We start from the raw sequence: 19,494 nt of genomic DNA, 5'->3' as shown, positions 1-19,494 counted from the left end.
AGCATGTGCTCCCCTTTTTTTGTCCGCAATTTGAGAGGCCTTAGCCCCGGCACTCCACTAACCCTTTTACCTGCCCCGACGCCGTCTGGTTCTCATCACTCAACCAGCGCTCGAACCCCGCGCCGATTGCCGGCCATTCCGAATCCAGAATCGAGTACCACGCCGTGTCGCGATTCTTGCCCTTGACCACCATGTGCTGGCGGAACACGCCTTCAAAACTGAAGCCCAGGCGCTCGGCCGCGTATTTGGAGCGGGCGTTGTCGTTGTTGCATTTCCATTCCAGGCGACGGTAACCCAAGGCAAAGGATTCTTTAGCCAGCAGGTAAACCGCCTCGGTACTCTTCGGCGAGCGCTGCATTGGCGCGCCAAAGGTGACGTGGCCGATTTCGATACGGCCCTGGGCCGGAACGATCGACATCAGGCTGAGAATGCCTTGGACTTCGCCCGTCGCTTTGTCGATCACGCTGAAGAAGTACGGATCACTGTTAGCGGCATGATTGTTCAGCCAATCGTTGAACGCACTGCGCTCGGGGAATGGGCCGTACGGCAAGTAATCCCATAGCTTCGGGTCGGCGCCAGGGCCTTGCAGGGCGTTGAACAAGCCGTCGCCGTGGCGCGCCGGGTCGAGTTTTTCCAGGCGGATGAAACGGCCTTCGATTAGCTGAGTCGCGGGGGCCGGGGCGCCTTTCCAGTCGGCGGGTGAAGTCGTCATGCTGTTCTCCTTGAACCTTAAATGGCTTTGCGAAACTGGATGAAACCGGGGCGCTCGGCGATGCGTTCATAGAGCTGGATCGCGGTAGCGTTGGTTTCGTGGGTCAGCCAATGCACCTTACAGCAACCGTCTGCCTTGGCCGTGGAGTAGACGAACTCAATCAGTTGCCGGCCGACGCCGGTGCCCCGTGTTTCAGGTGTCACCAGCAGGTCCTGCAGGTAGCAGGAGTTCTCGATGCTCCAGTTCGAACGATGGTAGATGAAATGCACCATGCCCACGGCTTTGCCGTCTGCCCAGGCGAGGGCTGCGTGGGTCGGTTCGTTAGGGGCGAGCATGCGCTGCCAGGTGCTTTGGGTGACGGCTTGCGGCAGATCGGTGTTGTAGAAGCGCAGGTACGCCTGCCACAACGGCAGCCAGGCGGCGTAATCGTCGGCGCTGACCTGGCGGATTTCGATCTGAGTCATGTTCATTCCTTGGGCATCAGGTGGGCTACTGCCTGGTCGCGGGCATCAGGGCTGGCACTGAGCCCTTCGCGCACGCCGGCGATGTCTGCACTATTGCGGTTCTGACCGAGTTTGCGTTTGCCTTCCAGGCGCTGGATCGGCAGGGCAAAACCGACTATGGCCTTGAGCATGCCATCGATGTAATCGGCGGGGGCGTCGGCGACTTTCCATGGGCGGGCCTGACCGGCCTCATGACGATCAGTCAGGCTGCTGACCAGATGGAGCAGGCGCTGGGCGTCGGTAAACACTTCGGCAGTGCCATATGCGTGTACAGCGACGTAGTTCCAGGTCGGCACTACTTTGCCGTGCTCGGCCTTGCTCGGATAGAACCCGGGGCTCACGTAAGCGTCCGCTCCGGCAAATATCACCAGCGCCTCGGCACCGTTCTGCAACTCCTTCCATTGCGGGTTAGCTTTGGCGAAGTGACCGTAGAGGGTGCCGTTCGGGCCTTGTTCGGTGTTCAGCAGTAACGGCAAGTGGCTGGCCTGAAGGCCTTGTTCACCATGGGTGACCAGCATGGCAAGGCGGGTGCAGTGGATCTGCTGCTGCAGTTCCTGTAAGTCGTCGATGGCAAAAGCTCTGGGTAAGTACATGGAAAGTTTTCCTTGGAGAATGTCTGCATCCTAGGCAGGCTATTGGTCTGTTGTAAGAGCCATTAATGACCAATTTCATAGGTCCATTACCATGTCGGACGTGCCGCTTTCGCTATCCTTCAACCCTGCGGGCATTGAACTTGATCGCCGTCAGGGACTGAGCCGCCAGCTTTATCAGGCGCTGCGCCTTCGCGTCCTCGACGGTCGATTGGCCAGCGGTACGCGTCTTCCCGCCAGTCGTGACCTGGCAGCGGCGTTAGCGATTTCGCGCAATAGCGTAGTGCGGGCCTACGACCAGCTGTATGCCGAAGGCTTCATTGAGGGGCGAGTCGGTGACGGTACTTATGTGGCGCAGTTGCCTCAGGCGGCACTGTCGGCAAAAAAATTATCCACAAAAGTATCCACAGGGTTTTCAACAGACTTACCCACAGCCTTATCCACAAATTGGCCCGATTTACCTGTGGATCCATCCAGCAAAGTTATCCACAGTGATGCGTTGACTCGCGTCGAAAAGAACCATTTGGCCATGCCCCCAAGTGGTCCGCCCCGTGCATTTCGAGTCGGTGTTCCGGCTTTTGATCTATTCCCTTTTGAGGTCTGGGCCAAGCTGAACGCGGCTTTCTGGCGCAAACCGGATTTGCAGCAACTGTGTTACGGCGATCCGGCCGGCGATGCGCGGCTGCGTGGAATGATTGCCGCCTACTTGCGCAGTTCCCGTGGCATGCAATGCACCGCTGAGCAAATTGTGATCACCAGTGGCGCGCAGCAGGGGATTAGCCTTTGTGCACAGTTGTTGGTGGAGCCGGGCGCTGGGGTGGCGATTGAAAATCCCGGGTATCGGGCAGCCGCTCATGCCTTCGCCGTTGCCGGAGCGCGTTTGCATGGGGTGGCGGTGGACGGCGAGGGTATCGACTGTGGTGAGCTGGCGAGGCTCGGTGATTGCCGGCTGGCGTATGTTACGCCGTCACACCAGTACCCCACAGGCGTGGTCATGAGCCTCGCTCGGCGCCTGGAGCTGCTGGCCTGGGCCGAGCGTAGCCAGGGCTGGATAGTCGAGGATGATTACGATGGCGAGTACCGCTACAGCGGTGCGCCTCTGGCACCTCTGGCGGCGTTGGACCGGCAAGGACGGGTACTTTACGTGGGCACTTTCGGCAAGGTGGCGTTTCCGGCATTACGCCTGGGATATCTGGTGTTGCCTATGGGGCTGGTGGACGCGTTTTCCCGGCGCCGTGCCGTGGACGTACGTCACTCCGAGGTCAGCACCCAGGCGGTGATGGCCGAGTTCATGGCGGCCGGGCATTTCCAGCGGCACGTGCGGCGCATGCGCCGCGCGGCCCTGAGCCGACGCAACACCTTGCTGGCCGGTTGGCCGAAGGATATTCCCGGTGTGGGCAGCCTGCCGACTGTCGCGGCAGGGCTGCATATGACGGTGCCTGTCGAGTCCCGGGCCCGCGAGCAGGAGCTGATCGAGAAAGCTGCGAGTGTCGATGTCGAGATCAATGCCCTCAGCAGTTATTGGCTGCCGGATTCACAAACCCCGATGGACCTGCGAGCAGGACTGGTCCTGGGGTTTGCGGCAGTGCCTGAAGCCGCGATCAGCGAAGCGCTTGGTCGTCTTCAAAACGTGTGGCGCTGACGATCAATCGCCAGGATTTTTTTATTGCCTGTGGGAGCGAGCTTGCTCGCGCCACAGGTTTTGTGTTCTGTCAGCTCAACTCGCCGCAAAGGTCGAGCTCAACGAGGCGGCGGACTTCTTGCGTTTCAAGCCCTGCACCCAGCAGCGCATGCAGCTTGCCGAACGCGGCCTCACGGGTCATCCCGCCGCCGGACAATACGCCAACGCCACGCAAACGGCTGCCAGCCTCGTACACGTCCAGCTTGACGCCGCCTTCATGGCACTGCGTTACCGCGACCACGACCACGCCGTTGTCCCGCGCACGGCCGAGGCTGGCGAGGAACTCAGGGTTGTCACTGGGTCCGGTGCCACTGCCATAGCACTCGAGAACCAGGCCTTGAATGCCGCTGTTGATCAAGCCATTCACAACCTCGGAATCGACACCGGGAAACAGTGGCAGCACGGCAACATTCGCCAACTGCCGTGGCTGGTTGTAACTCAGTGCGGCGGGAGTCGAAATCGCCTTCTCGCCACCACCCTGACGCGCCAGACGCTTGAACGGATGCCGGCCAAAACTGCGTACTTTCGCGCAGCGCGTCGGATCCAGCAGCTCCCCGTGGAAGTACAGGTGTACGCCCGGCGCCAGGCCCTGGCCCAAGGCAACCAGCGCGCCGCTGAGGTTTTCCCAGGCATCACTGTCAGTTGCGCCGGCCGGAAGCATTGAGCCGGTGAAGCACACGCGGGCCTGCATGCCCAACAACTGAAAACTCATGGCCGCGGCGCTATAGGCCAGGGTGTCGGTGCCATGCAGGATCAGTACGCTGTCGCAACCTTGCACATCGACGGCGTCGACTACGGCTTCGCGCAGTTGCTGCCAGTAGGTCGGGGTCATGTTGGCGCTGTCGATCAGTGGCGACATCTCGCGAAAGCGCCACTGTGGCACCACCAATTGCGGTTGGCTGTGCAGGTAGTCTCGCATCCGCGCTTCGAAACCGGACGCCGGGGCCAGCCCGTGGGCGCTGGCCTGCATGCCGATGGTGCCACCGGTGTAGAGCACCATGACGTGCTGAGCGGCAGGGTAGGTCGACGAATTCATGGAGGTTCTCCGAGAACAATGACGTCCTGTGGGAGCGAGCAGGCTCGCTCCCACAAGGGATTGCGCACTTTAACCGATCAGCGTTGCGCTGCGGTCACGCCTTGTTGCTCGGCCTGAGCTTGAGCAGCGGCAGGCGGATTGGCCGGCCATGCCTGGCGATCGAGATCCAGATCGGGGAATTTGCTCGAATCGAACACCGGCGTCTTGATCCCGGCAGCGCGCTGGTCATCGTAGTCACGCAGGATGCGCATACCGACCTTGAACAGCAGGAACAGGGCGATCAGGTTGACGAACGCGAGCATGGTCATGGTGATGTCGGCAAAGGCGAACACGGTACCGAGGTTTTCGATGGCACCCCAGAAGATCAGCATCAGTACCAGCGCACGGTAACCCATCAATGCCTTGCGGTTTTCACCGATCATAAAGCGCAGGTTGCTCTCGCCCAGGTAGTAGTTGTAGAGGATCGAGGTGAACACGAACAATGCCAGCGCCACGGAAATGAACATCCGGCCCCAGTCACCGACCACGGCGGCCAGGGAGTTCTGGGTCAGCGCGATGCCGTCACCTTCGAAGCCTGGGGTGTAGAAGCCCGACAGCAGGATCAGCAGCGCGGTGCAGGTGCAGATCACGAAGGTGTCGAGGAACACGCTGAACGCCTGCACCACACCTTGGGCTACCGGATGCTCGACCGACGCGACGGCGGCCACGTTTGGCGCACTGCCGAGACCGGCTTCGTTGGCGAACACGCCGCGCTTCACGCCCATGACGATTGCAGTGCCGATCAGGCCGCCGAAGGCTTGGTCCAGACCGAACGCGCTTTTGACAATGGTCATCAGCATGCCCGGCACCTGGTCGAATTGCAGCACGATCACGTAGATGGTCACGCCGATATACGCCAGGGTTTTCACCGGCACCAGCAGGTCGGCGACCTTGGCGATGCGTTTGATCCCGCCGATGAACACCAGGCCCAGCAGTGCAGCCAGACCGATGCCGGTCCAGGTGGTGTCGAAGCCGAATGCATTGTTCAGCGAATGGGTCACGGCATGGGCTTGCAAGCCGTTGAAGGCGAAGCCGAAGGTCACCAGCAGGAGGAACGCCATGACCATGCCCAGCCAGCGTTTTTGCAGGCCGTGCTGGATGTAATAGGACGGGCCGCCACGGAACTGGCCTTCGGAATCACAGCGCTTGTAGAGCTGGCCGAGGGAGCATTCGAAGAAGCTGCTGGACATGCCGACCAGCGCGGTTACCCACATCCAGAACACTGCACCGGGGCCGCCGAGGGTTACGGCGATGCCGACACCGGCGATGTTGCCTGCGCCAACCCGGCCGGCGAGGCTGAGCATCAAGGCCTGGAACGAACTGAGTTGCCCGGCGCTGCTTTTGAGGCTGTCGCCGAAAACCGTGAACATGTGGAAGAAGTGACGCAGTTGAACGAAACGCGAGCGGATCGTGAAGTAGCTACCGAGCCCGACAATGAGCACGATCAGTACTTTCCCTGAGAGGAAGTCGTTGATGACTTCGAGCATGGAGTATTCCTCGCTGTTTTTTGTGTAGGCAATGTTGGCCGGACAGACACATCGAGTTACTTCCGCTTGCGCTCGGCGCAAACGGCGGGTCGATGTTCGTCCCGGCTTCATATCGCGGGTTTGTTATTAGTTCGGGTTTCGCATGTGACTGGTCTCGCTACCGCCGACCGCTCACGCGAAGAGGGGCGGCACTATACCGATGAGCGTACCGTTCGTCTGCCCTATTGTGGTGCGTCAGGTTTTGCTTGCAGAAAAAAATCAAAAAAAAGGGCCTGCAGAGCGATCTCCAGGCCCTCAAAAGGTGAGAGGTGTCTAGTCCCTCGACCTGGTGAGCGGTGCTACAAGTAACGTGTCAGGTTATGCCTTCAGGGGCACCAGACGCGGAGCAATCATGTTTTCCGGGCGCAGGATGTCGGCGAGCATGGCTTCGTCGAGCAGACCTTCTTCGCGCACCAGTTCCAGCACGCCACGGCCGCTTTCAAGGGCGATACCGGCGATACGGGTGGCATTTTTGTAGCCGATGTATGGGTTCAGTGCGGTGACCAGGCCGATCGAGTGCTCGACCAGTTCGCGGCAGCGGGCTTCGTTGGCGGTGATGCCGACGATGCAGTGCTCGCGCAGCATGTCCATGGCGCGTTGCAGCAGGCGGATCGAGTCGAAGATCTTGAAAGCGATCAGCGGCTCCATCACGTTCAGTTGCAGCTGGCCGCCTTCGGCCGCCATGGTCAGCGCCAGGTCGTTACCGATGACCTGGAATGCAACCTGGTTCACAGCTTCCGGGATAACCGGGTTGACCTTGCCGGGCATGATCGAGCTGCCTGGCTGACGCGCTGGCAGGTTGATTTCGTTGATGCCGGTGCGTGGGCCGCTGGACAGCAGGCGCAAGTCGTTGCAGATCTTCGACAGCTTGACCGCGGTGCGCTTGAGCATCCCGGAGAACAGCACGAAGGCGCCCATGTCGGAGGTGGCTTCGATCAGGTCGGCCGCTGGCACCAGCGGTTGACCGCTGATCAGCGCCAGACGCTGTACCGCCAGCGCCTGATAACGCGGGTCGGCGTTGATGCCGGTACCGATCGCGGTGCCGCCCAGGTTCACTTCAGTCAGCAGTTCCGGGGCCAGCGTCTTCAGACGGGCCAGGTCTTCGCCCATGGTGGTGGCGAAGGCACGGAATTCCTGACCGAGGGTCATCGGCACGGCATCTTGCAGTTGGGTACGGCCCATTTTCAGGACGTGATCGAATTCTTTACCCTTGGCCGCGAACGCCTGAATCAGGCTGTCGAGGCTGGCGAGCAGGGTGTCGTGACCCAACAGCAGACCCAGGCGGATGGCCGTCGGGTAGGCGTCGTTGGTCGACTGCGCCATGTTCACGTCATCGTTCGGGTGCAGGTACTGGTACTCGCCTTTCTGGTGACCCATGGTCTCCAGTGCGATGTTGGCGATCACTTCGTTGGCATTCATGTTGGTCGAAGTGCCAGCGCCGCCTTGAATCATGTCCACCACGAATTCTTCGTGGAAGTCGCCGCGGATCAGACGTGCACAGGCTTCGCTGATGGCGGCGTGCTTGGCTTCGCTCAGGTGACCCAGCTCACGGTTGGCGTCAGCGGCGGCCTGTTTAACCATGGCCAGACCGACAACCAGTTTCGGGTAGTGCGAGATCGGAACGCCCGAGAGGCGGAAGTTATTCACCGCTCGCAGGGTCTGGATACCGTAATACGCTTGCGCAGGTACTTCGAGTGCGCCAAGCAGGTCATTTTCTGTGCGGAATGATGCAGCGGAGGACATGATAGAAATCATCTCAATATGGACCCGGTCTGTGCCGGAACGCTGTGAATGCTAGGCTTGTGCAGAATTTTGGGCCAATGCTGTTAAACACTAGCCTATGCACATTCGGCATAATGTCCGTGTGACGCCGTGTTGACGGCGAACGTGTGACCTAAATTGGTGCGTACCCGGGAGGGCGTGATGAATCTGGAAAGCAAATGGCTGGAGGACTTTAGTGCCCTGGCCGCCACCCGCAGCTTCTCCCAGGCAGCCGAGCGGCGCTTCGTGACCCAGCCGGCGTTCAGTCGGCGAATTCGCAGCCTTGAAGCCGCACTGGGGCTGACGCTGGTCAACCGCTCGCGCACGCCGGTGGAGCTGACCGCGGCGGGTCAATTGTTTCTGGTTACCGCGCGCACCGTGGTCGAACAGTTGGGTGAAGTGCTGCGCCATCTCCATCATCTGGAGGGTGGGCAGGGCGAGGTGATGCAGGTCGCCGCCGCACACTCATTGGCGCTGGGTTTTTTCCCGCGCTGGATCGCCCAGTTGCGCAACGAAGGCTTGAACATCGCCACACGCCTGGTGGCGACTAACGTCGGTGACGCCGTGCATGCATTGCGCGAAGGCGGCTGTGATCTGATGCTGGCGTTCTACGACCCGGACGCGGCGCTGCAGATGGACCCGGAAATCTTCCCGTCGCTGCACCTTGGCCATACCGAGATGTTGCCAGTCTGCGCGGCGGACGCGCAGGGCCAGCCGCTGTTCGATCTGGAAGGCGAGGGCAGCGTGCCACTCCTGGCCTATAGCGCCGGGGCTTTTCTTGGTCGTTCGGTGAACATGCTGTTGCGTCAACGGGCGTTGCGTTTCACTACTGTCTACGAAACCGCCATGGCTGACAGCCTGAAAAGCATGGCCCTGGAAGGGTTGGGTATCGCCTGGGTGCCGCAATTGAGTGTGCGCGCCGAACTGGCGCGCGGTGAGTTGGTGGTCTGTGGCGGGCCGCAATGGCATGTGCCGCTGGAGATTCGCCTGTATCGCTGTGCGCTGGTGCGCAAGGCCAATGTCCGGTTGTTGTGGCGCAAGCTTGAAGGCGGTGCGGCAAGCGCCAGCGTTTAGGCCGGTATCGGCAGAAGCGTTTACTTTGCTCCTGTCGTTAATGGGAGCGATGACGTCAATCTTTCTTGGACAGGTAGTTCTTGATGTTTTGTCGGTTGGCGGGGCTGAAGGCGTAGGCATTGGATCTGATAATGTCTCGCTCTGGGATCATATAGGTTTCGGCCCACCAGCCGTTGTACTGAACTTGCGAGTCCTCATGTTTGGCTCCCAGTAAGTGACCAATTTCATGGCCTACCGTCGAATAGGAGGCCAGTGATGCGATGGCAAATGTTCCGGCGTTGGTTGGGGGCCAAACAAGTGCGACTCCTGCTTCTCTAGCATTCAACATATCATTTGTAACCAAAATGACTTTGGTCAAAAGATCTGTATCAAAACCCTCTTTTCTCATTTCAACCAGATATTCATGACCCAGAGCTTCCCAGCGCCGCAGGGTCTTCGTTGTATCTTCGCCTTTGTAATCGAAGTTGCTGTAAGGCTTGCCGCCGCTGAAAACGACGTGGACTTTTCGCTCGGTGAAGCTTTCCAGCTCGCTTACGAGAGGTTGGAAGTAGTCGGCATAAATCGTTTTGCTCGTTGATTTCGGAACGTCATCATGAACGATGGCGAAAATGGTAATGGCGTTTTTTGTCTGCGGTATCGAAGTCATCCCTGAGTCCTTTCTGAATTACTTCTTGAGTAAGGCTAAAATAAATAGCTATTGGAATATCGGGGCTGAAAAACATTAATGGTCCTCAGCGATAGTCAAACTAACCAAGACGTATTGGTTTCGCGACTCCAGGTATATTTCCTGCTGTTGCATGACGTCGAAGCCCTATGCAGATTCAACTTTCAAAGAATTGATTGGTGTAGAGAATCGCGCATTCGAGTAATTGAATTGCCCTCTAGGGTTGGGCTATTTCGGCTGACCTGCGAGTCAATAAATTCACCGGCTTGCGGCAAATGACAGATGGTCGCACTGGGGGCTGTTTATCTGCTTCATTGAGGTATACTGCGCGGCCTTCGGCCGGTTACGACCGGCCATTTTTCGTACAATCAAGCCACGCATTCTGCGTGGCTTGTTGTTTTTGACGCGCCTGCGGGCGCCCAGAGAGAAGAGGCACGACGATGAGTGCACTGGTTGGCGTGATCATGGGCTCCAAGTCCGATTGGTCCACCCTTAGCCACACCGCCGATATGCTGGAAAAGCTCGGCATCCCTTACGAGGTGAAAGTGGTTTCTGCCCACCGCACCCCGGACCTGCTGTTCCAGTACGCCGAAGAGGCCGAAGCGCGAGGCATTGAGGTGATCATCGCTGGTGCCGGTGGCGCAGCCCACTTGCCTGGCATGTGTGCGGCCAAGACCCACTTGCCGGTACTGGGCGTACCGGTACAGTCGGCGATGCTCTCGGGCGTCGACTCGCTGCTCTCTATCGTACAGATGCCGGCGGGCATTCCGGTTGCCACCCTGGCCATCGGCAAGGCCGGTGCAATCAACGCAGCACTGTTGTCGGCGAGCATCCTGGGCGCCAAGCACCCGCAGTTCCATGAGGTGCTGAAAACCTTCCGTGCTGAGCAGACAGACAGCGTCCTGGACAATCCAGACCCACGCATCGCCTGAGGTTGTTGACGATGAAGATCGGTGTAATCGGTGGCGGCCAGTTGGGTCGCATGTTGGCGCTGGCGGGTACTCCGCTGGGTATGAAATTCGCTTTCCTGGACCCGGCGCCGGATGCTTGCGCAGCCGCGTTGGGCGAGCACCTGCGAGCCGATTACGGCGATCAGGACCATCTGCGCCAACTGGCCGATGAAGTCGATCTGGTAACGTTCGAGTTCGAAAGCGTTCCGGCAGAAACCGTGGCGTTCCTCTCGCAGTTCGTCCCGGTCTACCCGAGTGCCGAAGCCCTGCGCATCGCCCGGGATCGCTGGTTCGAGAAGAGCATGTTCAAGGACCTGGGGATTCCAACCCCGGCGTTTGCCGACATCCAGTCCCAGGCCGATCTGGACGCCGCGGTGGCATCCATTGGTCTGCCGGCTGTGCTGAAGACCCGGACCCTGGGTTACGACGGCAAGGGCCAGAAGGTTCTGCGCACCCCTGAAGACGTGATCGGCACCTTCGCCGAACTGGGCAGCGTGGCCTGTCTGCTGGAAGGCTTTGTACCCTTCACCGGCGAAGTTTCGCTGATCGCCGTACGTGCCCGCGACGGCGAAACCCGCTTCTATCCGCTGGTGCACAACACCCACGACAGCGGCATCCTCAAGCTGTCCGTGGCCAGCACCGACCACCCGCTGCAAGCCCTGGCCGAGGACTACTCCAGTCGCGTGCTCAAGCAGCTGGATTATGTCGGCGTGATGGCGTTCGAGTTCTTTGAAGTCGACGGTGGCCTCAAGGCCAACGAAATCGCCCCGCGAGTGCACAACTCCGGGCACTGGACCACCGAAGGCGCCGAGTGCAGCCAGTTCGAAAACCACCTGCGGGCGGTTGCCGGTCTGCCACTGGGTTCGACAGCAAAAGTCGGTGAAAGCGCGATGCTCAACTTCATCGGTAAAGTGCCGGACACGGAAAAAGTCCTGGCGATTGCCGACTGCCATTTGCATCACTACGACAAGGCCTTCAAGGCCGGTCGCAAGGTGGGTCACGCCAACCTGCGTTGTGCGGACCGAGAGACACTGGCAGCCCAGATCCTCAAGGTGGAAGCACTGATCGCCGAATAGTTTTTATGTGCAGCGGTGGAACCTTCCGGGTACACCGTTCTCTCATGGCAGGTTACGAAAGCCTGACTAGGCTTTTGAGTAGCGACTTCATTAAGAGGGGAATGCCATGGGAATTATCGGAACCATCTTTATCGGCTTGATTGTTGGCCTGCTCGCACGGTTCCTGAAACCAGGCGATGACAGCATGGGCTGGATCATGACCATTTTGCTCGGTATCGGCGGTTCGCTGGCGGCTACTTACGGCGGCCAGGCACTGGGTATTTATTCGGCTGGCCAGGGCGCAGGCTTCATCGGTGCGCTGGTGGGCGCCGTGGTGCTGCTGGTGGTCTACGGACTCATCAAAAAGAACTGATCCAGGCGACAAAGCCCTCTCCGGCAAGGCAGCCAGGAGGGCTAGAATGCTCGGCGTTTTCTGTTCTTCCACTTTCCGAGCCCCTTCATGCGCCGTCTTCTGATTACTCTTCTGTTTCTGGGTACGGGCCTTGCCCACGCCGGCGACCTGCCGGAAACCGATTGGCTCGAACTGATGCCCAAGTCGGACCAGAAAGCCCTCGAGGCCATGCCCGAAATCGACCACGACTCCCCCGAGGCCAATGGCACCTTTACCGAAAAAGGTGGCATGAAACAGAGCAAGGGTTTACCGGCGGTGATGTACTCGAGCAAAACCGTGCCGTCGATGAACGACAAGAACATTCGTATCGGCGGTTATCCCGTGCCGCTGGAGTCCGATGCCAAGGGCAACAGCACGCTGTTTTTCCTCGTGCCGTACCCCGGTGCCTGCATTCACGTGCCGCCTCCGCCGCCCAATCAACTGGTACTGGTGCGCTACCCCAAAGGCCTGAAGCTGAACGATATCTACACGCCGCTATGGGTGACCGGAACGTTGAAGATCGAGAAGGTCAGCAATGACCTGGCTGATGCGGCGTATGCGCTGGACGCGGCGAAAGTGCGGGTTGTGAAAGAGTCGGATTTATAAGAGATCCACGTGTGGGAGCGGGCTTGCTCGCGAAAGCAGGTTATCAGTCAACTGGATGTTGAATGTGATGGCCCTTTCGCGAGCAAGCCCGCTCCCACATTGATTTTTAGAGTTGCCTAGAGCGATTTGCTGCCGATACTGACGCCCAATGTATGACTGGCGCCCGGGGCCAGGTTCACCACGTCGCCCATCACATTCGCCGTTTCGATGCACAGCATGCGCTGCCAGCCATCGTCGGCCATGTCACTGAAAGCGGCGGCGCGATCGATCCATGGGTTCCAGATCACCGCTGTGCGCGAACCGCTGCTGGTGAGTTCGATGCGTCGCTCCCAGGCCGGGTCGACGATGCTGAGTTTTTCTGGAGCGTCGAGGTAGATCCGGTCAGTTTCACCACTGAAATGCAGGTCGCCGGTCTGCGTCACGGTTTTCCAGTCATCCAGGGTTTCGATGTAACTCAAGCCATCCACCCCTTCGACATGCACTTGGCGAACATCGCTGACCGCGAAATAACTGTGCAGCGCCTGGCTGATGCTGACGGTTTCAGCGCTCTGGTTGTGGCTGGTCAGGCTGATGTGCAATTGCTCATCGAGACGAATAGCCAGCTTCAGGTCCACTTGATGTGGCCAACCCGGAAGCCCGCCTTCGGGGTAGGGCAGGAGGAACTCGATCTTCAGGCTGTCGCCTTCGGCTTCTATGCCGCCCAGTTCCCAGTCCATGGCCCGAACCAGCCCATGAGCCGTCGGCGCTTGATCACTGATACGCATGGCCTGGACGCTCTGCGGGTTGCGAGCAAAGTTGCCGAACCACGGCCAGCACACCGGTACACCGGCGCGGATGTTCTGGCCGGTCTTGAACACGGCTTCGTCGTTAAGCCAGATCAGTGGCGGTTGGCCGACCAGTTGATAACTGAGGATGTGCGCGCCTTGCTGGGCCACCAGTAATTCGGCCTGACCATGGCGGATTCGCCAGCAGTTCAGTTCATCCAGTTTTACGGCTTCAACGTTGGGCGTACTCATGGGACAGCTCTCAATCAGGAACAAGGACGGCTATGGACCGCAAAATGCTAGTCGGGTTTTACGCTGTCCGGGTTAACGAGCCCTGGGCGGAACCGAACGGGTACGACCACTGCCATCAATGGCAACGAACACAAAAACCGCTTCCGTCACTTTACGCCATTCGCTGGACAGCGGATCGTCGCTCCAGACTTCGACCATCATCTTGATCGAGCTGCGGCCGATTTCCAGTGCCTGGGTATAGAAGGAGAGCTGAGCACCTACCGCCACCGGAACCAGGAACGCCATGCGATCGATCGCCACGGTGGCCACGCGTCCGCCGGCGACCTTGCTGGCCATTGCGGTGCCTGCCAGATCCATTTGCGCTACCAGCCAGCCGCCGAAAATATCGCCGAAGCCGTTGGTTTCGCGAGGAAGCGCGGTGATTTGCAGGGCCAGGTCGCCTTGCGGGATTGGATCTTCTTGTTCGAGCTCTATCATTCCGGGGGTGCCTCTGACCCGTGACTCTTCGTTGGTACTGCTGGTGGTAGCCGTCTTCGGGAAAAACGATTCAGCACCGAACATACTACGTTCGTCACGTTTTTCGTAAGGCAACTAAAGGGAAACTCTGCGAAATCGCCTACAACCCGGCAGGCGCTTTCGCACAGCAACCCTTTCAATCTGTTGCAAGAACACGAGTATATCGGTCGGTAGACTCCGAGACGACCGTCCGGTTCTCATTTTGACTGTCAAAAACGCGCCTCTATGTGCTTTTTCGAACAATTTGCTATGGTGCCGGACCTGCCCAAGCCTCAGCCAGCGTTGTTGAGGTAGCAGATTCGACTATAAGAGAAGCCCTTGCCATGACCACAGCGCCCTCGAGCATCGCGCAGCCAGACCAACCCGCCCGTCCATTGACCCGCAGTGACTACAAGACTCTGTCGTTGTCCGCCCTGGGTGGTGCGCTGGAGTTTTACGATTTCATCATCTTCGTATTCTTCGCCACGGTAGTGGGCAAGCTGTTCTTCCCGGCCGACATGCCCGAATGGCTGCGCCTGATGCAGACCTTCGGCATATTCGCCGCCGGCTACCTGGCGCGGCCGCTGGGCGGGATCGTGATGGCACACTTCGGCGACCTGCTGGGCCGCAAGAAGATGTTTACCCTGAGCATTTTCATGATGGCTGTGCCGACCCTGATCATGGGCCTGCTGCCGACCTATGCGCAGATCGGTATGTGGGCGCCAATCCTGTTGCTGTTGATGCGAGTGATTCAGGGCGCGGCGATTGGTGGTGAAGTGCCGGGCGCCTGGGTCTTCGTTTCCGAGCACGTCCCGCAACGGCACATCGGTTATGCCTGCGGCACCCTCACCAGCGGTCTGACGGCGGGCATCCTCCTCGGTTCACTGGTCGCCACGGCAATCAACAGCATTTATACCCCTGTGGAAGTGGCGGATTACGCCTGGCGTATTCCGTTCCTGCTCGGGGGGGTGTTTGGGCTGTTCTCGGTGTACCTGCGCCGCTGGCTGCACGAAACACCGGTGTTCGCCGAGTTGCAACAACGCAAGGCGCTGGCTGAAGAAGTGCCGCTGCGCGCGGTGCTGCGTGACCATCGTGGTGCCATCGCGATTTCGATGCTGCTGACCTGGCTGCTGTCCGCCGCTATTGTGGTGCTCATCCTGATGACGCCAACCGTGTTGCAGACGGTCTACCACTTCTCGCCGACCACGGCTTTGCAATCCAACAGTGTAGCGATCGTGTTCCTGAGTATCGGCTGCGTCGTTGCGGGTGCGCTGGCGGATCGCTTCGGCGCCGGGCGGGTCTTTGTCTTTGGCTGCGCGGCGTTGCTGGCCAGTTCCTGGACCTTCTACCACAGCCTGGCCGATCACCCCGACTGGCTTTTCCCTATGTACGCCGTGACCGGTCTGCTGGTCGGCACCATCGGTGCGGTACCCTATGTGATGGTCAAGGCCTTTCCACCGGTCGTGCGCTTCAGCGGTCTGTCGTTCTCCTACAACGTGGCTTACGCCATCTTCGGTGGCCTGACACCGATGATTGTCAGCCTGTTGCTCAAGGAAAGTGCGATGGGGCCTGCTTATTATGTGGCGGTGCTGTGTGGGGTCGGGATCGTGGTGGGTGCCTGGTTGTGGAAGAAGGGGCGTTGATCCCGATTATGTATTGACTTCACTTTCGCCTTCGCGAGCAAGCCCGCTCCCACCTGCGACCGCAATTCTCCTGAGGAACTCGGTTAAATGTGGGAGCGGGCTTGCTCGCGAAGAACGATGACGCGGTATGCCTGCAAAACCCAAATACTGGCCTTTCATCCAATTGTCATATTTCAGCCATAGAGTGTTCACACGGCCTGCTGATACTTGGCCCCGACTTAACACACCCTATCTGCTAGGAGTAAGGCATGAAACTGAAGCGTTTGATGGCGGCAATGACTTTTGTCGCTGCTGGCGTTGCGACTGCCAACGCGGTTGCCGCTGTTGACCCTGCTATCCCGAGCTACACCAAGACCACTGGTGTGTCGGGCAACCTGTCCAGCGTTGGTTCCGATACCTTGGCCAACCTCATGACCCTCTGGGCTGAGAACTACAAAAAAGAATACCCGAACGTAAACATCCAGATTCAGGCCGCCGGTTCTTCGACCGCGCCACCTGCGCTGACTGAAGGCACCGCTAACCTGGGCCCGATGAGCCGCAAGATGAAGGACAACGAGCTGCAAGCCTTCGAAACCAAATATGGCTACAAGCCAACCGCTATCCCGGTTGCCGTGGATGCTCTGGCAGTATTCGTACACAAGGACAACCCGATCAAGGGTCTGACCATGGAGCAAGTCGACGCGATCTTCTCGTCCACTCGCCTGTGCGGTGCTAAAACCGACGTGAAAACCTGGGGCGACCTGGGTGTGACCGGCGACCTGGCGAACAAGCCGGTTCAGTTGTTCGGTCGTAACTCGGTATCGGGCACCTACGGCTACTTCAAAGAAGAAGCCTTGTGCAAAGGCGACTTCAAGCCAAACGTCAACGAACAACCTGGTTCGGCTTCGGTCGTGCAGTCGATCAGTTCCTCGCTGAACGGCGTTGGTTACTCGGGTATCGGCTACAAGACCGCAAGCGTGAAAACGGTAGCTCTGGCCAAGAAAGGCAGCACCGATTTCGTCGAAGACACCGAAGAAAACGCCCTGAACGGCAAGTACCCGCTGTCGCGTTTCCTCTACGTGTACGTCAACAAAGCCCCGAACAAGCCTCTGGCCCCGCTGGAGGCCGAGTTCGTGAAGCTGGTTCTGTCTAAACAGGGTCAGGAAGTGGTAGTGAAAGACGGTTACATCCCGCTGCCAGCCAAGGTTGCTGCAAAAGCACTGGCTGACCTGGGTCTGCAGGAAGGCGGCGCTGAAGTCGCAAAAAAGTAACAAATTGAGTCCGGATTTACTCCGGGCTCTGTAGGAGCCGGCTTGCTGGCGATGGTCATCCAGCCACAGAAAATGCGTCGGATGTACCATTTTTCGCCAGCAAGCCGGCTCCTACACCCCCCAAATTCTCTATCCACTGCCAGTCCCTGCTGGCAGCGGATTTGTTGCGTCACTGCATTGTCATCTTTCTGTCATACAGGATCGCTAGGGTGTGCGCATGAATGATCTGGCCAATTCCAACATGACTACAAATCCCCCCAAGCGAATTGATTTCAATACGCCTGAGCTGCAACGCAAGCGCCGCATCCGCGCGCTCAAAGATCGCCTGACCCGCTGGTACGTCCTCGTTGGCGGCCTCGCCGTGCTCGGCGCGATCACCCTGATTTTCTTCTTCCTTGCCTACGTCGTCGCGCCCCTGTTCCAGGGTGCCGAGCTGACCGCCAAGGACGCCATCACGCCTGCCTGGATGCAAGACGCCGGCAAGCCGCTGATGATCTCCCTGGAAGAGCAGAACCAGGTGGCCATGCGGGTTTCGGACAAGGGCCAGGCACTGTTCTTCGATATCGACAGTGGCGCCGAACTCAAGCGCGTCGATCTGCCTGTCCCGGCCGGCGCCACCGTGACCTCCCTGGGTGAAGATCAGCCAGGTCACCCGCTGGTGGCAGTGGGCCTTTCCAACGGTCAGGCACTGGTGTTCCGTCACACCTATAAAGTCAGCTATCCGGATGGAAAGAAGACCATTTCGCCGGCGATCGAGTACCCGTACGGCGAAGCGCCGATCGCGCTTAATGAATCCGGCGGTGCCCTGGAGCACGTAAGCCTCAATGCCAACGACTCGACCCTGATGCTGGTCGGCGCCACCGGTTCGCAACTCAATGTTTTGTCGCTGACCAGCGAAGAAAACATGATGACCGGCGAGATCACCAACGAGCAGAAGCGTATCGATCTGCCGCAAATGACCGAGCCGGTGAAGAACATCTTCGTCGACCCGCGTCAGCAGTGGCTGTATGTGATCAACGGGCGTGCCCAGGCCGACGTGTTCAGCCTGCGTGACAAAAGCCTCAACGGTCGCTACAAACTGCTTGAAGATGGCGAAGCGCAAATCACCGCCAGTACGCAACTGGTGGGTGGTATCTCGCTGATCCTCGGCGACTCCAAGGGTGGCCTGGCCCAGTGGTTCATGGCCCGCGACCCGGATGGCGAACAGCGCCTCAAGCAAATCCGTACCTTCCAGATGGGCACCACGCCGATCGTTGAAATCACCGCCGAAGAGCGCCGCAAGGGCTTCCTTGCCCTCGACGCCTCCGGCAAGCTCGGCGTGTTCCACAGCACCGCCCACCGCACCCTGCTGGTGGATCAGGTAACCGAAACCCAAGGCGTTTTCGGTCTGTCGCCACGGGCCAACCGCGTGATCGTCGAAGCCGGCGGCAAGCTGCAGCCGCTGCTGCTCGACAACCCGCACCCGGAAGTGTCGTGGAGCGCGTTGTGGAGCAAGGTCTGGTACGAGAACTACGACGAGCCTAAATATGTCTGGCAATCGACTGCGGCCAACACCGATTTCGAACCGAAACTGAGCCTCTCGCCACTGACCTTCGGCACCCTGAAAGCGGCTTTCTACGCCATGTTGCTGGCCGCGCCGCTGGCCGTTGCCGCTGCGATCTACACCGCGTACTTCATGGCCCCGGGCATGCGCCGCAAGGTCAAGCCGGTCATCGAGCTGATGGAAGCGATGCCGACGGTGATCCTCGGCTTCTTCGCCGGTCTGTTCCTCGCGCCATACGTGGAAGGGCATTTGCCGGGTATCTTCAGCCTGTTGATGTTGCTGCCGATCGGCATTCTGGTCGCCGGTTTCACCTTCAGCCGTCTGCCTGAGTCGATCCGCCTGAGAGTTCCGGATGGCTGGGAAAGTGCGCTGCTGATTCCGGTGATCCTGTTCGTGGGCTGGCTCTCGCTGTACATGAGCCCGTTCATGGAAAACTGGTTCTTTGGCGGCGACATGCGCATGTGGATCTCCCACGATCTGGGCATCACCTACGACCAGCGCAACGCTCTGGTAGTCGGCCTGGCCATGGGTTTCGCGGTCATCCCGAACATCTACTCCATCGCTGAAGACGCCGTGTTCAGCGTGCCTCGCGGCCTGACCCTGGGCTCTCTGGCCCTGGGTGCGACGCCGTGGCAGACCATGACCCGCGTGGTGATTCTCACCGCCAGCCCGGGCATCTTCTCGGCACTGATGATCGGCATGGGCCGTGCGGTCGGTGAAACCATGATCGTATTGATGGCCACCGGTAACACCCCGGTCATGGAAATGAACCTGTTCGAAGGCCTGCGCACCCTGGCTGCCAACGTTGCGGTGGAAATGCCCGAGTCGGAAGTCGGCGGCAGCCACTACCGCGTACTGTTCCTCTCGGCGCTGGTGCTGCTGCTATTCACCTTCGTCATGAACACCCTCGCAGAACTGATTCGTCAGCGTCTGCGCAAGAAATACTCGTCGCTTTAAGC

The 19,494-nt window shown here is 59.3% G+C and carries 18 protein-coding genes; 9 read left to right on the top strand and 9 right to left on the bottom strand.

Features of this window, described 5'->3' with window-relative positions; genetic code table 11:
- Positions 1-40: 40 nt before the first annotated feature.
- Genes AC07OG_RS01810 through AC07OG_RS01800 form a run of 3 tightly spaced genes read right to left on the bottom strand, consistent with a single transcriptional unit; the run spans position 41 to position 1,808 of the window.
- Positions 41-712 (bottom strand): GNAT family N-acetyltransferase, encoded by a 672-nt coding sequence (locus tag AC07OG_RS01810; RefSeq protein WP_495066064.1) that lies wholly within the window; start codon positions 710-712, stop codon positions 41-43.
- Positions 713-729: 17 nt separating this feature from the next.
- On the bottom strand, positions 730-1,176 hold the full coding sequence (locus AC07OG_RS01805) for a GNAT family N-acetyltransferase (RefSeq protein WP_495066063.1): 447 nt from the start codon (positions 1,174-1,176) through the stop codon (positions 730-732).
- 2 nt (positions 1,177-1,178) lie between these two features.
- The gene (locus AC07OG_RS01800; RefSeq protein ID WP_060540225.1) at positions 1,179-1,808 is read right to left on the bottom strand and encodes an FMN-binding negative transcriptional regulator; all 630 of its coding nucleotides are present in this window, start codon (positions 1,806-1,808) and stop codon (positions 1,179-1,181) included.
- Between the two features lie 91 nt (positions 1,809-1,899).
- Here AC07OG_RS01800 and pdxR point away from each other — a divergent pair, with 91 nt between their 5' ends.
- A complete protein-coding gene (gene pdxR / locus AC07OG_RS01795) occupies positions 1,900-3,447 on the top strand; it encodes a MocR-like pyridoxine biosynthesis transcription factor PdxR (protein ID WP_495066062.1) in 1,548 nt (515 codons plus the stop codon).
- A 70-nt stretch (positions 3,448-3,517) separates the two neighbouring features.
- On the opposite strand, the gene AC07OG_RS01790 is transcribed toward pdxR, so the two are convergent.
- From AC07OG_RS01790 to aspA, 3 genes are all read right to left on the bottom strand, one after another.
- On the bottom strand, positions 3,518-4,522 hold the full coding sequence (locus tag AC07OG_RS01790; protein ID WP_495066061.1) for an asparaginase: 1,005 nt from the start codon (positions 4,520-4,522) through the stop codon (positions 3,518-3,520).
- A gap of 77 nt (positions 4,523-4,599) precedes the next feature.
- Positions 4,600-6,048, bottom strand: coding sequence for an alanine/glycine:cation symporter family protein (locus AC07OG_RS01785; protein WP_060540222.1), 1,449 nt, complete (start codon positions 6,046-6,048; stop codon positions 4,600-4,602).
- Between the two features lie 357 nt (positions 6,049-6,405).
- Positions 6,406-7,830, bottom strand: a complete 1,425-nt coding sequence (aspA, locus tag AC07OG_RS01780) for an aspartate ammonia-lyase (RefSeq protein WP_060540221.1) — start codon at positions 7,828-7,830, stop codon at positions 6,406-6,408.
- A 180-nt stretch (positions 7,831-8,010) separates the two neighbouring features.
- On the opposite strand from aspA, the gene AC07OG_RS01775 reads away from it, so the two are divergent.
- Complete coding sequence (locus AC07OG_RS01775) at positions 8,011-8,922, top strand: LysR substrate-binding domain-containing protein (RefSeq protein ID WP_060540220.1); 912 nt, start codon at positions 8,011-8,013, stop codon at positions 8,920-8,922.
- Between the two features lie 55 nt (positions 8,923-8,977).
- Here AC07OG_RS01775 and AC07OG_RS01770 read toward each other — a convergent pair whose 3' ends face one another.
- On the bottom strand, positions 8,978-9,568 hold the full coding sequence (locus tag AC07OG_RS01770) for a hypothetical protein (protein WP_495066060.1): 591 nt from the start codon (positions 9,566-9,568) through the stop codon (positions 8,978-8,980).
- 458 nt (positions 9,569-10,026) lie between these two features.
- Here AC07OG_RS01770 and purE point away from each other — a divergent pair, with 458 nt between their 5' ends.
- The 4 genes from purE to AC07OG_RS01750 all read left to right on the top strand — a co-directional run bounded on the left by purE (position 10,027) and on the right by AC07OG_RS01750 (position 12,588).
- On the top strand, positions 10,027-10,518 hold the full coding sequence (gene purE / locus AC07OG_RS01765) for a 5-(carboxyamino)imidazole ribonucleotide mutase (protein ID WP_008030713.1): 492 nt from the start codon (positions 10,027-10,029) through the stop codon (positions 10,516-10,518).
- Between the two features lie 11 nt (positions 10,519-10,529).
- On the top strand, positions 10,530-11,612 hold the full coding sequence (locus tag AC07OG_RS01760; RefSeq protein ID WP_060540218.1) for a 5-(carboxyamino)imidazole ribonucleotide synthase: 1,083 nt from the start codon (positions 10,530-10,532) through the stop codon (positions 11,610-11,612).
- A 106-nt stretch (positions 11,613-11,718) separates the two neighbouring features.
- Complete coding sequence (locus AC07OG_RS01755) at positions 11,719-11,964, top strand: GlsB/YeaQ/YmgE family stress response membrane protein (RefSeq protein ID WP_060540217.1); 246 nt, start codon at positions 11,719-11,721, stop codon at positions 11,962-11,964.
- Between the two features lie 87 nt (positions 11,965-12,051).
- Complete coding sequence (locus tag AC07OG_RS01750; RefSeq protein WP_495066059.1) at positions 12,052-12,588, top strand: DUF3299 domain-containing protein; 537 nt, start codon at positions 12,052-12,054, stop codon at positions 12,586-12,588.
- Positions 12,589-12,704: 116 nt separating this feature from the next.
- On the opposite strand, the gene AC07OG_RS01745 is transcribed toward AC07OG_RS01750, so the two are convergent.
- Positions 12,705-13,604 carry a D-hexose-6-phosphate mutarotase gene (locus tag AC07OG_RS01745; RefSeq protein ID WP_495066058.1) on the bottom strand — a complete coding sequence of 300 codons (900 nt, stop codon included), beginning with the start codon at positions 13,602-13,604 and terminating at the stop codon, positions 12,705-12,707.
- Between the two features lie 72 nt (positions 13,605-13,676).
- The gene (locus AC07OG_RS01740) at positions 13,677-14,081 is read right to left on the bottom strand and encodes an acyl-CoA thioesterase (RefSeq protein ID WP_007942704.1); all 405 of its coding nucleotides are present in this window, start codon (positions 14,079-14,081) and stop codon (positions 13,677-13,679) included.
- A gap of 362 nt (positions 14,082-14,443) precedes the next feature.
- Between AC07OG_RS01740 and AC07OG_RS01735 the strand changes: the two genes are divergently transcribed.
- From AC07OG_RS01735 to AC07OG_RS01725, 3 genes are all read left to right on the top strand, one after another.
- Positions 14,444-15,742, top strand: a complete 1,299-nt coding sequence (locus tag AC07OG_RS01735) for an MFS transporter (protein WP_060540214.1) — start codon at positions 14,444-14,446, stop codon at positions 15,740-15,742.
- A gap of 248 nt (positions 15,743-15,990) precedes the next feature.
- Positions 15,991-16,992 (top strand): phosphate ABC transporter substrate-binding protein PstS, encoded by a 1,002-nt coding sequence (locus AC07OG_RS01730; RefSeq protein ID WP_495066057.1) that lies wholly within the window; start codon positions 15,991-15,993, stop codon positions 16,990-16,992.
- Positions 16,993-17,209: 217 nt separating this feature from the next.
- Complete coding sequence (locus AC07OG_RS01725; RefSeq protein ID WP_495066056.1) at positions 17,210-19,492, top strand: ABC transporter permease subunit; 2,283 nt, start codon at positions 17,210-17,212, stop codon at positions 19,490-19,492.
- The last annotated feature ends 2 nt before the right edge of the window (positions 19,493-19,494 follow it).

The sequence above is a fragment of the Pseudomonas sp. GW821-FHT09H03 genome (genome assembly GCF_059415945.1).
Note: the sequence above shows the minus strand (reverse complement) of the source record. Positions and strands in the feature narration are given on the sequence as shown.

Excerpts from the sequence above, each read along its gene's own strand:
- AC07OG_RS01810 (WP_495066064.1), bottom strand. The coding sequence starts at position 712 with ATGACGACTTCACCCGCCGACTGGAAAGGCGCCCCGGCCCCCGCGACT.
- AC07OG_RS01805 (WP_495066063.1), bottom strand. The coding sequence starts at position 1,176 with ATGACTCAGATCGAAATCCGCCAGGTCAGCGCCGACGATTACGCCGCC.
- AC07OG_RS01800 (WP_060540225.1), bottom strand. The coding sequence starts at position 1,808 with ATGTACTTACCCAGAGCTTTTGCCATCGACGACTTACAGGAACTGCAG.
- pdxR (WP_495066062.1), top strand. The coding sequence starts at position 1,900 with ATGTCGGACGTGCCGCTTTCGCTATCCTTCAACCCTGCGGGCATTGAA.
- AC07OG_RS01790 (WP_495066061.1), bottom strand. The coding sequence starts at position 4,522 with ATGAATTCGTCGACCTACCCTGCCGCTCAGCACGTCATGGTGCTCTAC.
- AC07OG_RS01785 (WP_060540222.1), bottom strand. The coding sequence starts at position 6,048 with ATGCTCGAAGTCATCAACGACTTCCTCTCAGGGAAAGTACTGATCGTG.
- aspA (WP_060540221.1), bottom strand. The coding sequence starts at position 7,830 with ATGTCCTCCGCTGCATCATTCCGCACAGAAAATGACCTGCTTGGCGCA.
- AC07OG_RS01775 (WP_060540220.1), top strand. The coding sequence starts at position 8,011 with ATGAATCTGGAAAGCAAATGGCTGGAGGACTTTAGTGCCCTGGCCGCC.
- AC07OG_RS01770 (WP_495066060.1), bottom strand. The coding sequence starts at position 9,568 with ATGACTTCGATACCGCAGACAAAAAACGCCATTACCATTTTCGCCATC.
- purE (WP_008030713.1), top strand. The coding sequence starts at position 10,027 with ATGAGTGCACTGGTTGGCGTGATCATGGGCTCCAAGTCCGATTGGTCC.
- AC07OG_RS01760 (WP_060540218.1), top strand. The coding sequence starts at position 10,530 with ATGAAGATCGGTGTAATCGGTGGCGGCCAGTTGGGTCGCATGTTGGCG.
- AC07OG_RS01755 (WP_060540217.1), top strand. The coding sequence starts at position 11,719 with ATGGGAATTATCGGAACCATCTTTATCGGCTTGATTGTTGGCCTGCTC.
- AC07OG_RS01750 (WP_495066059.1), top strand. The coding sequence starts at position 12,052 with ATGCGCCGTCTTCTGATTACTCTTCTGTTTCTGGGTACGGGCCTTGCC.
- AC07OG_RS01745 (WP_495066058.1), bottom strand. The coding sequence starts at position 13,604 with ATGAGTACGCCCAACGTTGAAGCCGTAAAACTGGATGAACTGAACTGC.
- AC07OG_RS01740 (WP_007942704.1), bottom strand. The coding sequence starts at position 14,081 with ATGATAGAGCTCGAACAAGAAGATCCAATCCCGCAAGGCGACCTGGCC.
- AC07OG_RS01735 (WP_060540214.1), top strand. The coding sequence starts at position 14,444 with ATGACCACAGCGCCCTCGAGCATCGCGCAGCCAGACCAACCCGCCCGT.
- AC07OG_RS01730 (WP_495066057.1), top strand. The coding sequence starts at position 15,991 with ATGAAACTGAAGCGTTTGATGGCGGCAATGACTTTTGTCGCTGCTGGC.
- AC07OG_RS01725 (WP_495066056.1), top strand. The coding sequence starts at position 17,210 with ATGAATGATCTGGCCAATTCCAACATGACTACAAATCCCCCCAAGCGA.